Origin of the sequence: Roseateles aquatilis, assembly GCF_002205645.1 — a bacterium.
Lineage (GTDB): Bacteria > Pseudomonadota > Gammaproteobacteria > Burkholderiales > Burkholderiaceae_C > Roseateles > Roseateles aquatilis.
In genome coordinates this window covers 273291-285932 of sequence record NZ_NIOF01000001.1, presented here as the reverse complement: position 1 = coordinate 285932, position 12642 = coordinate 273291, and the positions used below count along the sequence as shown (strand labels likewise).

The 12642-nt window shown below is 72.5% G+C and carries 14 protein-coding genes; all 14 read left to right on the top strand.

From position 1 onward, the window contains the following. The first annotated feature begins 18 nt into the window (after positions 1 to 18). The 14 genes from fliF to flgM all read left to right on the top strand — a co-directional run bounded on the left by fliF (position 19) and on the right by flgM (position 12639). Positions 19 to 1857, top strand: coding sequence for a flagellar basal-body MS-ring/collar protein FliF (gene fliF / locus CDN99_RS01210; protein ID WP_088382297.1), 1839 nt, complete (start codon positions 19 to 21; stop codon positions 1855 to 1857). Then, entirely contained in the window at positions 1841 to 2878 is a 1038-nt protein-coding gene (locus CDN99_RS01205) for a flagellar motor switch protein FliG (RefSeq protein ID WP_088382296.1), read from the top strand. Before fliF ends, CDN99_RS01205 begins: the two co-directional genes overlap by 17 nt. Continuing rightward, a complete protein-coding gene (gene fliH / locus CDN99_RS01200; RefSeq protein ID WP_088382295.1) occupies positions 2875 to 3642 on the top strand; it encodes a flagellar assembly protein FliH in 768 nt (255 codons plus the stop codon). Before CDN99_RS01205 ends, fliH begins: the two co-directional genes overlap by 4 nt. Continuing rightward, a complete protein-coding gene (gene fliI, locus CDN99_RS01195) occupies positions 3639 to 4970 on the top strand; it encodes a flagellar protein export ATPase FliI (protein WP_088382294.1) in 1332 nt (443 codons plus the stop codon). The genes fliH and fliI overlap by 4 nt, the downstream gene beginning before the upstream one ends. Further along, the gene (locus tag CDN99_RS01190; RefSeq protein WP_088382293.1) at positions 4967 to 5482 is read left to right on the top strand and encodes a flagellar FliJ family protein; all 516 of its coding nucleotides are present in this window, start codon (positions 4967 to 4969) and stop codon (positions 5480 to 5482) included. Before fliI ends, CDN99_RS01190 begins: the two co-directional genes overlap by 4 nt. Before the next feature lie 68 nt (positions 5483 to 5550). After that, positions 5551 to 6909 (top strand): flagellar filament capping protein FliD, encoded by a 1359-nt coding sequence (gene fliD, locus CDN99_RS01185; RefSeq protein ID WP_088382292.1) that lies wholly within the window; start codon positions 5551 to 5553, stop codon positions 6907 to 6909. Between the two features lie 26 nt (positions 6910 to 6935). Next, a complete protein-coding gene (gene fliS / locus CDN99_RS01180) occupies positions 6936 to 7322 on the top strand; it encodes a flagellar export chaperone FliS (protein WP_088382291.1) in 387 nt (128 codons plus the stop codon). After that, positions 7315 to 7659 carry a flagellar protein FliT gene (fliT, locus tag CDN99_RS01175; RefSeq protein WP_141100586.1) on the top strand — a complete coding sequence of 115 codons (345 nt, stop codon included), beginning with the start codon at positions 7315 to 7317 and terminating at the stop codon, positions 7657 to 7659. The genes fliS and fliT overlap by 8 nt, the downstream gene beginning before the upstream one ends. Beyond that, the gene (locus CDN99_RS01170; protein ID WP_088382289.1) at positions 7656 to 9056 is read left to right on the top strand and encodes a flagellar hook-length control protein FliK; all 1401 of its coding nucleotides are present in this window, start codon (positions 7656 to 7658) and stop codon (positions 9054 to 9056) included. Before fliT ends, CDN99_RS01170 begins: the two co-directional genes overlap by 4 nt. Beyond that, positions 9053 to 9559, top strand: a complete 507-nt coding sequence (locus tag CDN99_RS01165; protein WP_088382288.1) for a flagellar basal body protein — start codon at positions 9053 to 9055, stop codon at positions 9557 to 9559. Before CDN99_RS01170 ends, CDN99_RS01165 begins: the two co-directional genes overlap by 4 nt. Before the next feature lie 14 nt (positions 9560 to 9573). Beyond that, positions 9574 to 10287 (top strand): FliA/WhiG family RNA polymerase sigma factor, encoded by a 714-nt coding sequence (locus tag CDN99_RS01160; RefSeq protein ID WP_088382287.1) that lies wholly within the window; start codon positions 9574 to 9576, stop codon positions 10285 to 10287. Positions 10288 to 10303: 16 nt separating this feature from the next. After that, a complete protein-coding gene (gene motA / locus CDN99_RS01155; protein ID WP_088382286.1) occupies positions 10304 to 11233 on the top strand; it encodes a flagellar motor stator protein MotA in 930 nt (309 codons plus the stop codon). Then, positions 11223 to 12305 carry a flagellar motor protein MotB gene (locus CDN99_RS01150; RefSeq protein WP_238139309.1) on the top strand — a complete coding sequence of 361 codons (1083 nt, stop codon included), beginning with the start codon at positions 11223 to 11225 and terminating at the stop codon, positions 12303 to 12305. The genes motA and CDN99_RS01150 overlap by 11 nt, the downstream gene beginning before the upstream one ends. Positions 12306 to 12342: 37 nt before the next feature. Then, on the top strand, positions 12343 to 12639 hold the full coding sequence (gene flgM, locus CDN99_RS01140) for a flagellar biosynthesis anti-sigma factor FlgM (RefSeq protein ID WP_088383272.1): 297 nt from the start codon (positions 12343 to 12345) through the stop codon (positions 12637 to 12639). Positions 12640 to 12642 lie beyond the last annotated feature (3 nt).

Here is a 12642-nt window from a genome sequence, read left to right as displayed (position 1 = left end):
GCCGCCGGGACGCACGCGATGAACGACTTGCAGACTCTCTCGGCCACGCGGCCCGACGGCGCGCCCACCGGCGCCGCCGGTTGGCGCCAGCGCCTGGGCGACGCATGGAGCGGCCTGGGCAAGGCCGCGCCGGCGGCGGGTGCCGGCCTGCGCGGCGCGGCGCCGCTGCTGGTGCTGGCCGCCGTGGTGACGGCGCTGGTGCTGATGTTGCTGTGGCGCGACCAGGCCGGCTACAAGCCCGTCTTCGGTCAGCGCGAGCATGTGCCCACCGCCGACGTGCTGTCGGTGCTGGACGCGGAACGCATCGCCTACCGCCTGCATCCCGAGAGCGGCCAGGTGCTGGTGCCCGAGTCCGACCTGGGCCGCGCCCGCATGCTGCTGGCGGCCAAGGGCGTCGTCGCCAAGCTGCCGGCCGGCCTGGAGCTGATGGACCGGAACGATCCGCTGGGCGTGAGCCAGTTCGTGCAGGACATCCGCTTCCGTCGCGGCCTGGAGGGTGAGCTGGCGCAGAGCATGATGACGCTGGACGCGGTCGAGTCGGCGCGCGTGCACCTGTCCATCGCCAAGAGCAGTTCCTTCGTGCTGAACGACGGGCAGAAGAGCTCCGCGTCGGTCGTGCTGGCGCTCAAGCCGGGGCGCTCGCTCAACCACGAGCAGATCGCCGCCGCGATCAACCTGGTGGCCGGATCGGTGGCCAGCCTGGACCCGTCGCGCGTCAGCCTGGTGGACCAGCAAGGCAACCTGCTGTCGGCGCGCGTCGACATGAGCGAAGGCTTCGACGGCGGCGCGCAGGGCAACGAAGCCCAGCGCCGCATCCAGGACGAGGTGCGTCGCAACGTGCACGAGCTGCTGGCGCCCGTGCTGGGCGAGCAGAACTACCGGCTCAGCGTCACCGCCGAGGTCAACAACGACCGCGTGCAGGAAACGCGCGAGCAGTACGGCGACGCGCCCAAGCTGACCAACGAGGCGATGCGCGAGGAGCAGGACCGCGAGCGCATCGCGCTGGGCGTGCCGGGCTCGCTGAGCAACCGGCCGCCGGCGGCGCTGGCCGCGGCCGCTGCCTCCGCCGCGCGCGGCGAGGATCCGGCCGGCGGCAACAACAGCACCGCGCGCAAGAACGCCGCGACGCGCCAGTACGCCTACGACCGCAGCATCACGCAGGTGAAGAAGAGCCGTGGCCGCCTGGAGCGCCTGAGCGTGGCGGTGCTGCTCAACACCGCCGCGGCGCCGGGCGGCGCCAAGGAATGGACGCCCGCGGACCTGACCAAGATCGAGCGCCTGCTCGGTGGCGGCCTAGGCATGGACACCACGCGCGGCGACAAGCTCAGCGTGTCGTCGCTCGCGTTCCCGACGGCGCCCGTCGCCGAGCCCTGGTACCAGCAGCGCGACACGCTCGTCGAGTTCGGCGGCTGGGGCGCCTACGCGGTGGCCGCGTTGCTCGGATACCTGCTGCTGGCGCGGCCCCTGCTGCGCATGGGCCAGCACGCGCTGGGCATGGGGGGCCGCAAGCCGGGCGATGCCGCCGATCGCCGCGTTGATCGCCGCGCGGGCCCCGCGGGCCCCGATCTGACGCCGCTGGAGCCGCTGGTCGGCGCCCAGGGCCAGACACCGGGCATGTCGCCGGCCGTCGACGGCCTGCCCGCGCCGGGTCAGCCGGCGCACGGCGCGCTGGCGGGCCATGCGGCATCCGGCGGCTCGGCCGTGACGCCGCTGCTGGAGAACTACGAACTGCCGCCGCCGGGATCCCCGGTCGACGTGCTGGTGGACCACCTGAAGGTGCTCGCGGCCAAGGAGCCGGAGCGGGTGGCGGAAGTCGTCAAGCAATGGGTGCAGAAGAAAAATGGCCGAAGCGAGTGATTTCATTCCGCCCGGCAGCGCCGCGTCGCTGAGCCCGGTCGAACGTGCCGCCATCGTGCTGCTGAGCATGGGCGAGGAGCCCGCCGCGGCGGTCCTGCGCTGCCTGTCGCGCGAGGAACTGCTGGACGTCACGCAGGTGATGTCGCGCCTGTCCGGCATCAAGGTCGATTGGGTCAAGACCGCGCTGCAGACCTTCTTCGACGATTACCGCGAGCAAAGCGGCGTGCACGGCGCGTCGCGCAGCTACCTGAAGCGCTCGCTGGACCTGGCGCTGGGCGGGCAGATCGCCTCCAGCGTGCTCAACAGCATTTACGGCGACGCCATCCGTCCCAAGATGCAGCGCCTGCAATGGGCCTCGCCGAAGTGGCTGGCCGAGCAGATCAGCCATGAACACCAGCGCATGCAGGCGGTCTTCCTGGCCTTCCTGCCGAGCGCGCTGGCCAGCGAGGTCGTCGCCGCGCTGCCCGAGGGGCCGGCGGGCGGACGCGACCGCGTGCTGCTGCAGATGGCGCGCCTGTCCGAGGTCGACGCCGAGCTGCTGTCGGAGCTGGAGGACCTGGTCGAGCGCTGCCTGGCCGGCCTGGGCCAGCAGGGCGCCGCCGTCGAGGGCGTGAAGCAGGTCGCCGAGATCCTCAACCGCCTGCCCGGCCAGCGCCAGCAGATGGTGGAACTGCTGCGCGCGCACGACCCCGAGGTCGTCAGCGAGATCGAGACCTCGATGTACGAGTTCTTCATGCTGTCGCGCCAGAGCGAAGCCTCGCTCACGCGCCTCATCGAGGAAGTGCCGATGGAGCTGTGGGCGGTCGCGCTCAAGGGCGCCGAGCCGCCGGTGCGCGACGCCGTGCTGGCCGCGATGCCGCGCCGCCAGGCGCAGAGCTTCGAGGACCTGATCCGCCGCGGCGGCCCGATGCCGATGAGCCGCGTCGAGCAGGCGCGCGCCGAGATCATGGCGCAGGTGAAGGCGCTGGTGGACGCGGGCGAGATCCAGGTGCAGCTGTTCGCCGAGGACGTCGTCGAATGAAGACGCTGCGTCCGCATCGCTTCCCGCCACTGGCGCATTTCAGCGCCGGCCCGGCCGCGTCCCTCGCGGGGCAGACCGGCGCGCAGCTGCAGGCCAGCCTGGCGCAGGGCTTCCAGGAAGGCCTGGCCAAGGGCTACGAGGAAGGTTACGCGAGCGGACTGCAGTCCGGCCAGGCCGACGCCCGCGTCGCCGCCGAGGCCGCTGGCCATGCGCAAGGACTGGCCGCCGGCCGCGACGACGCCAAGGCGCTGCTGGTCAGCCCGGTCGCGGCGGTCGAGACGCTGCTGACGCACCTGTGCCAGCTGCAGCAGGACTACCAGAACGCCACCCGCCACGAGGTCGTGGAGCTGGTCGAGCGCGTCGCGCGGCAGGTCATCCGCGCCGAGCTGACGTTGCGCCCGGCGCAACTGCTGGCGCTGGTCGACGAGACGCTGTCCTCGATGCCGCTGGCGCGCGACGGCGTCGAGGTGTTCCTCAATCCCGAGGATCGCCAGCGCCTGCTGGAACTGGGGCCGGAGCGGATCAAGGACTGGACGCTGCGCGCCGATGCCGCGCTGGAGCCGGGCGAGTGCCGCGTCCTGGCGGGTGGTCGCGAGGCCGACGCCGGTTGCCGGCAACGGCTCACCGCCTGCATGGCGCAGGTCCGCGGCCAGTTGATTCCCGAAAGCGCGGGCGATGGCGCCGACGGCGCGCACGAGGCCGCCTCGGCCGACGGCGCGGCGCCGTCCACGCAGCCCGCCGATCTGCCGGAGCACCGCGCATGATCCGCAACGCGCTGCGCCGCGTCGAGCTCGGCGACGTGCCGGTCTCCACGCCCACCGGCCGCCTGGTCGGCGCGTCCGGCCTGCTGCTGGAAGCGTCCGGCTGCACGCTGCGCACCGGTCAGCGCTGCCTGATCGAGACACGCGGCGACGGCGCCGGCGGCACCGCCGCGGACGGCTGGCTGGCCGCGCAGGTCGTCGGCTTCCGCGACCAGGTCGCCTACCTGATGCCGTTCAAGAAACCCGACGGCCTGGCCGCCGGTGCCCGCGTGCTGCCCGCGCCGGACCGCGCCTCGCTGATGATCGGCCCGCAGTGGATGGGGCGCATCGTCAACGGGCTGGGCGAGCCGATCGACGGCCTGGGCCGCCTGGGCGGCGACCAGCCGCTGCAGATGGTGCCGCCGCGGGTCAACCCGCTGCGCAAAAAGCCGGTGGACGAGCCGCTGGACGTGGGCGTGCGCGCCATCAACGGCCTGCTGACGCTGGGCCGCGGCCAGCGCGTCGGGCTGATGGCCGGCTCCGGCGTCGGCAAGAGCGTGCTGCTGGGCCTGATCACCCGCAATACCGTGGCGGACGTGGTCGTCGTCGGCCTGATCGGCGAGCGCGGCCGCGAGGTGCGCGAGTTCATCGATCTGTCGCTCGGCGCCGAGGGCCTGGCGCGCGCGGTCGTCGTCGTGGCGCCGGCGGACGAGTCGCCGCTGATGCGGCTGCGCGCCACCGAGCTGTGCCACGGCATCGCCGCCCATTACCGTGACCAGGGCCGCCACGTGCTGCTGCTGGTGGACTCGCTGACGCGTTACGCGATGGCCAAGCGCGAGGTGGCGCTGGCGCTGGGCGAGCCGCCGGCCACGCGCGGTTATCCGCCGTCGGTCTTCAGCCTGCTGCCGGAGCTGGTCGAGAGCGCCGGCAACGGCGAGGGCGAGGGCACCATGAGCGCCATCTACACCGTGCTGGCCGAGGGTGACGACCAGCAGGACCCGGTCGTCGACACCGCGCGGGCGATCCTGGACGGCCACATCGTGCTGTCGCGGGCGCTGGCCGAGCGCGGCCACTATCCCGCCATCGACATCGCGCAGTCCATCAGCCGCTGCATGGCGCTGGTCACCGACCGGCCGCAGCAGCAGGCCGCCCGCGAGCTCAAGCAGTTGATGGCGCGCTTCGAGCAGGTCCGCGAGCTGATGCCGCTGGGCGCCTACGTGCCCGGCGCCGACCCGGCCACCGACCGCGCCGTCGCGCTGTGGCCGCGCATCGAGGACTTCCTGCACCAGGGCACCCACGAGGCCGCGCCGCTGGCGCAGACGCTGGACCGGTTGAAGGAGGTGCTGGCATGACCGCGTCCAACGCCAGGGACGCCATGCGCCGCAACCTGGGTCGGCTGGCCGAGCTGCAGCAACTGCGGCTGGACCGGCACCAGGCGAAGCTGGTGGCGCAGCAGCAGCTGTGCCAGCGCGTGCAGGGCACCGTCGACCGGCTGGAGGCGCTCGGCGCCCATGCCACGCTCAGCGGCGCCCAACTGCCGGGCCTGGCGCAGAACAGCGCGGCCTACAAGCAGGCCATGCTGGGCTGGGCCGACCGCCAGCGCGAGGAACTGGTCCGCCGCGAGGCCGAGCTGGTGCAGGTGCGCGCCGAGACGCTGGCCGCCGCCCGCAAGCAGGAGTCGCTGCGCCAACTGGTCGAGCGCGCCGACGTGCAGGCGCGCGCCGAGCAGGCCCGCCGCGAGCAGAAGCGCCAGGACGAAATTGCCGGCCAATGCACCGGCCAACGCGCCGCCGCGGCGCCGGGCGAATCCGGTTTCGGCGGCCCGGCCGCCTTCGGTCCGAGCGGGTGGGGCCGTCATGTTTAAGCCCCATGCACTTTCGGTCGCCTTGGTCCGGGGAAGTCTCAACCCTGGATTCTGCGGAGGAGCCCGCCATGGCGACTAGTTTCGATCCCACCTCGATGGCCACCAACCTGGCCACGGCCTACACCCAACCGACGCAGGCGCTGCTGGACGCGCAGACCAAGGCCGCGACCGCGGCCTCGACCGGGCTGACCAAGCTGCAGGGCGCGCTGAGCGCGTTCAAGACGGCGCTGGCCGGCCTGTCGTCCAAGCCGGGCCAGAGCGTCACGCAGTACGGCGCCACGCCCAGCGACAGCGCGGTGATGACCGCGACGGCGGCCACCGGCGCGCAGCCGACCAGCACGCCGCTGTTCGTCGAGCAACTGGCCAAGACCCACCAGGTCGCCTTCCAGGACCTGCCGGCGGTGCCGGCCGGCCCGGGCAGCATGTCGGTGCAACTGGACGACGGCAGCAGCTTCAACGTCGACCTGGCCAGCGCGGACGCCGACGGCGACGGCACGCTGTCGCAGACCGAGATCGCCCGCGCGATCAACACCGCCGCCAGCGGCAAGGCCACCGCGATGGTGGTGACCGTGGGCGGCGCGACGCAACTGGTGCTGACCTCCGGCGTCAGCGGCGCCGGCGGCAAGCTGACGCTGGACACGAGCGGCCTGTCCGGCCCCCTGAAGACCGCGCTGGAGGATCCGGCCAAGCGCAAGGAGCTGGTCGCCGCGCAGGACGCGATTGTCTGGCTGGGCGCGCAGGGCAGCGGCGTGCGGCTGCAGCAGGCCACCAACACCGTCACCGCGATCCAGGGCGTGACCATCACGCTCAAGAAGGCGCAGGCGGTCGGCGAATCACCGGTCACGTTGACCGTGGCCCGTGACGACAGCGCCACCAGCGCCAAGCTGCAGTCCTTCGTCGACGCGTACAACACGCTGGAGAAGGCGCTCGACGACCTGACGGTGGTCGGCAAGAGCGGCGCCGCCAACGGCGCCTTCGCCAGCGACGCCGGCGTGCGCGCGCTGCGCGACCGCATCGGCAGCCTGCTGCGCAACGACTACGGCGGCAGCAACCTGCGCACGCTGGGCATCTCCATCGACCGCACCGGCGCGCTGAGCCTGGACAACGCCAAGCTGACCAAGGCGCTGTCCGCCACGCCCGACGCCCTGGACAAGGCGCTGGGCACGACCGCGCTGTCCGGCAGCAGCGGCGTGCTGGGCGCGCTGGACAAGCTGGCCGACAGCTGGACCAACAGCTCCAACGGCCAGATCAAGCAGCGCCAGACCACGGTGCAGGCGCAGCAGAAGAGCATCGGCGCCCGCCAGACCCGCCTGGACACGCAGTACACGCAGGCGTACCAGCGCTACCTCCAGCAGTTCACGCAACTGCAGAACCTGCAGTCGCAGCTGTCCGGCACCGGCAGCATGTTCAACGCCATCTCGGCCTGACCGGCCGAGCAACGATCCGAGAAGCGATGAGCCACGACGCCTACCAGAGCTACCAGACCGTCCATCTGCATGCGCAGACCGCGCAGGCGTCGCCGCTCCAGCTGGTGCTGGTGCTGATGGACGGCCTGCTCGACGAGCTGGCCCGCGCCCGCGCCCACATCGAGGCGAACCGCTACGAGCTCAAGGCGGCCAGCCTGGACAAGTGCGTCGCGATCATCAACGGCTTGTCCAGCGCGCTGGACCTGGAGTCCGGCGGCGAGGTCGTGGCCAACCTGGCGCGGCTCTACGACTACTGCGCCGATCGGCTCTACCAGGCGGGCGTGGCGCTGGACGTCGCGCCGCTGGACGAGGTCCGCGGCCTGCTGACGCAGATCCGCGGCGGCTGGCAGGGCGTGCAAGCCCGTCATGGATGAACAGGGGGACGCGATGCTGAGCTCCACCCCCGTGACCGCCCGCCTGCAGATGCTGGGCGAGCGCCTGCGCGATGCCTGCGCGACGCGCAACTGGACCGCGCTGACGCGCGCCGACGCCGAGCTGGCGCAACTGCTGGGCGCCCTCGACGGCGCCGCGCTGAGCCCTGGCGAGCGCGGCGCGCTGCAGCGCCTGCGCGCCCTGCACGAGCAGGTGCGCGGCGAGTGCCAGCGCGAGCTCGACCGCGTCGGCGAGGCGCTGGCGCAGATGCGGCAGCAGCGGCAAGGGTGGTCCGCCTACGCGCAGAGCCACGACTGGGGCATGGAGACGCAAGCATGACGATGACCACGACGACCTCGGCGGCGACCGCGATCGCGACCGCTTCCACGGTCCGCGCCGCGGTGTCCGCCATCGACAGGACGCCGCCCCGGTCGGCGGCAGGCAACGATGCGAAGACTCTGTCGACAGCGAAGCCGAAGGCGATGTCGGGGATCGCGCCGGACTCGACGTCCGGCTCGACCGTTTCCGACGCTCACGCCGATGTCGACGCGAAGCGGGCCGCCCAATCCGCGACCACCGACCGCACGACCGCCGACCGCACGACGGTGGTCCACGCGACGGCGCCCGCCACGGCGTCGCGCCCGTTCGGCCAGTTGATGTCGGCGGCGGCCGATGAGCGCGATGCCGGCGCCGCCGCGTCCGCTCCGGCCTCCGGCGAGGGCGTCGACATCCTGGACGCCGCGCTGATGCGCGCGCTCGACGAGCTGCTGGGTCGCGCACCCGGCGGCGTTCCCCCCGCCGACGCCGCGATCGCCAGCGTCACCGCGCGCGACGGTGATTCGAAGACCGATGACACGACCGCCGACGCCGATCAATCGCCGGCCGGATCGGTCCCCGTGCCGCTGACGTCGATGCTGACGTTCCCGCTGGTGCCATTGCCGGCGGCGATGCCGCGCGCGATGGCCGCGTCGACGCGGGACGGCTCGAGCCCGTCCGGCGCCGCGCCGGGAACGTCCGCCTCGTCCGCGTCCGCGATGGCGGCCGATCCGGCGCGGCTGTTGGCCATGCAGCCGCCCGGCGCGGGCGATGTCCTGTTCGCCGAGGCTTCCGCGACGCCGGTGTCGTCCAGGACGTCGCCCGCCGATGCCGCCTCCTGGCAGAACCTGCAGCGCTGGAACGCCGACCTGTCGGCCGCGATGACCGCGGTGGCGCCGACCGACGCCGGTGACGTCTCGACGTCCGTCGCGCCCGGCGGCACGTTGACGCTCCCCGCCTCGCGCGAGGCCTGGCAGCAGCCGCTGCTGCAGGCCCTGGGCGACCGGCTGCAACTCCAGATCGCGCAGCGCGGCGAGGGCGCGCGGCTGCACCTGTCGCCGCCGGAACTTGGCCGCATCGAGATCGACATCCGCCAGCAAGGCGGCGCGCTGCAGGTGCAGCTCAGCGCCAGCCATGACGAGGTCCGCCAGCAACTGCGCCAGATCGCCGAGCCGCTGCGCCATGAACTGGTGCAGCGCCACAGCGGCGACGTGTCGGTGCAGGTCGCCGGTGGCGCGCAGTCGGCCGGAGACGGCCGCGGCCGTGACGGCGCCGGCCAATCCGGCGCGGGCGCCTCGGGTGGCCAGGCCCGCGATGGGCAGCGCCAGCCGGGCCGCGCGCTCGGCGATGACGACACGGGCGGCGGCGCGGCCTTCGCGTTCGACGACGCGCTGGACGCCAACACGAGGAATTCACGATGAAGAGCAAGGCCAAGCTGATCGGCTTGATCGCCGCGGTGGCGCTGCTGGCCGCGGGCGCGGCGGGCGCCGCCGTGTGGTGGCTGCAGTCGCAGCACGCCAAGGACGGCGCCGCGACCGCCGCCGCGGCCGGCGCAAAGGGGGCGACGGACCCCAAGGCGGCCAAGGACGACGGCAAACCCGCGCCCGACTACAAGTACGTCACCCTGGACAAGGTGCTGGTGATGCTGCGCGGGCCCAACGGCTCGGCGGTGTCGCATTACATGGCGGTGGACATCGTCTTCAAGACCTTGCCCGACCAGGAGCGCCGCACCAAGGAGCACCTGCCGCTGCTGCGCACCGTCGCGGTCAAGGCGCTGTCCGCGTACACGGTCGAGAGCGCGCAGGCGATGCGCGTCGAGGACTTCGCGCGCCTGCTCAACAAGGCTTATGTCGACAGCTATGCGGCGGACCGGCGCGAGGCGCCGTTCGCCGAGGCGCTGATCGGCAAGCTGATCATCGAGTAAGCGGGGAACACGCCGTGCAGCATGCCTACGCCGAATGGGGCGCCGTCGCCACCGCGGGCCTGGGTGCGGACATCGAGCAGCGCACGCTGCGCGAGTACGCGCCCCTGGTCAAGCGCGTGGTGCGGCAGCTCTCGGCGCAGGCCAGCGCGGTGATGGACCGCGAGGACATGGAGCAGATCGGCCTGATGGGCCTGCTGGAGGCGCTGCGCCGCTACGGCATGCCCGACGGCGGCTTCGGCCCCTTCGCCGCGCTGCGCGTGCGCGGTGCCATCCTCGACGAGCTGCGCCGCCAGGACTGGCGGCCGCGCACGGTGCGGCAGGACAGCCATCGCCAGCGCGACGCGCTGCGCGCGCTGACCCGCCAACTGGGCCGCGAGCCGGCGGAGGCCGAGATCCTCGCCCACCTGAAGCTCACGCCCAAGGCCTACCAGGACTTCCTGCAGGCCGAGGTGGCCGAGGAACTGGCCAGCTTCGACGAGCTGGTCGAGGAACTGGCGCAACTGCCCAGCGACCGTCGCGGTCCGGAGGCGCAGCTGATGGTGACGCGCTCGATCGCGCAGGCGCTGACCGCGCTCAACGAGCGCGAGCAGAAGGTGATCCAGCTTTACTACGAATTCGACGCCAGCCTCAAGGAGATCGCCGCGGTGCTCGATCTCACCGAGGCGCGCGTTTCCCAGATCAACAAGGCCGCGCTCGCCAAGATGCGCGCCTTCCTCCAGCAGGCCTGAGCGCCCGGGACATGTCATGCAAGCACTCGTCGGAATTTTGATCGTCCTGGGCTGCGTCTTCGGCGGCTTCATGCTGCACGGCGGCAGCTTCAAGGTGATCTGGCAGCCGGTGGAGCTGCTGATCATCGTCGGCGCGGGCCTGGGCGCCATCGTGCTGGGCAACCCGCGCCACGTGCTGTCGGAGATGCTGCTGCAACTGCGCAAGCTGGGCCGTCGCAAGCAGGGCCAGGAGTTCCAGCGCCAGTTGCTGCTGCTGATGTACGAGCTGCTGCAGGCGGCGGCCGGCGGGCTCAAGGCGCTGGACGCGCACGTCGAGGCGCCGCAGCAGAGCGTGCTGTTCCAGCGCTATCCGCTGATCCTGGCCAACCCCAAGCTGCTGCACTTCATCGTGGACAACTTCCGCCTGATGGCGATGGGCAAGATCAGCGCGCACGAGCTGGAGGGCGTGCTGGAGCAGGAGCTGGAGGCGATCCACGACGAGCTGATGCAGCCGTCCAAGTCGCTGCACAAGATCGCCGAGGCGATGCCAGGCTTCGGCATCCTGGCCGCGGTGCTGGGCATCGTGATGGCGATGAACCAGGTGGCCGACGGCGCCGGCAGCGGCGAGATCGCGGTGATGGTGGCGGCGGCGATGGTCGGCACCTTCATCGGCATCTTCTTCTGCTACGGCGTGCTGGATCCGGTGTCCAACATGATGAAGCAGCTGGTGCACGAGGAGCTCGCGTCGCTGGAGTCCGTCAAGGTGGTGCTGGTCACGCACGTGGCGGGCAAGCCGCCGCTGCTGGCGATCGACGCCGGGCGCCGCCTGGTGCAGCTCAACATCAAGCCCAGCTTCGCGCAGCTGGAGTCGTGGATCGACGCGTTGAGCGGCGCCGAGAAGCCGGCCGCGCCGCGTCGCCGCGCCACCGACCGCGCGCCGGGAGAAGGGGAGCGCCGTGCAGCCTGAACTGGTGAGCGGCGGACGCGCCGCGCGCGGCGATCACCACCAGACGGTGGTGAAGCGCGTCTCGCGCCGCGCCGACGACGAGGGCCATGGCGGCGCGTGGAAAGTCGCGTTCGCCGACTTCTGCCTGGCGCTGCTGTGCCTGTTCCTGGTGCTGTGGCTGCTGGCCTCGCGCAACTCGGAACGCATGCAGGTCGTGCTGCAAAACGCCGGCGCCAACCTGATCGAGGACGGCCAGGGCCTGACCAACTCGCTGGCCGCCGGATCGCGCGGCAGCATGATCGAGCGCCATCCGGTGCCGGCCCGCAGCGAGGACCCCAGCGCCGGCGATCCGCAACGCGGCGGCGCGGCCGACGCGCGCATCGGCCGGCCCAGCCTGGACTCGCCCGAGCAACTGCAGGCGCTGGCGCACCGCATCGCCGGCCTCGCGGCGGAGGAGGGCCTGCAAGGCCACCTGCGCAGCGCGGTCACGCCGCAGGGCCTGCGCCTGCAACTGCACGACACCGAGGCCAGCGGCATGTTCGAGCGCGGCAGCGCCCAGCCCAGCCCGCGCTTGCGGGCGCTGCTGCGCAAGCTGGGTCCGCTGCTGGCGGAGATCCGCAACCAGTTGCTGATCGTCGGCCACACGGATGCCACGACCTACCAGGACCGCGGTCCCGGCGCCTTCACCAACTGGGCGCTGTCCAGCCACCGCGCCATGGCCGCGCGCCATGAGCTGCTGGCGGGCGGCATGCCGGAATCCAGCGTGCTGCAGGTCTCCGGCATGGCCGACGCCGCGCCGCTGGATGCGCGCGCCCCGACCGCCGCGATCAACCGCCGCATCGAGCTGATGCTGCTGACCAGCGCGCAGGCCCGGACCATCGCCGGCATGTACGGCCCGTCCGGGCTGAACGACGCCGGCCCCCCCGACGCCGCCGCGCAACTGCGCGCCGCGCTGCCGTCGCACGCGGCGGCGGTGGCCGCGTCCTCGCCCGCGCCCCAGTCCACGCCCGCCGCCTCGCCCGCTTTCACGTCCACGAGTTCGGCCGCGAACCCGGCCGCGGGTGGTCCCGCCGCCTCGGCGGTCTCCCGGTGACGGAGGCCCCATGCGAACCAGATCCAAAGGTGACCGTATGAAGATCACGTCCACAGGCCCGTTGAATCCCGCCGCCGGCACCGCTGGCGCCACGACGACGGCGGTCGATGCCGCCGACCGCGCCGCGGGCGCCAGGGCGTCCAGCCCGGCGTTGCAGGCGGCCGCGCTGGAGTCGGACGTGCTCAAGCCGGCGCAGGCCGCGATGGCCGACATGCCCGATGTCGATCAGACCAAGGTCGCCGCGCTGCGCGACGCGCTGGCCAAGGGCGAGATCCGCTTCGACGCCAACCGCCTGGCGCAACTGATCCAGCGTTTCCACGGAGGCCGGTCGTGACCG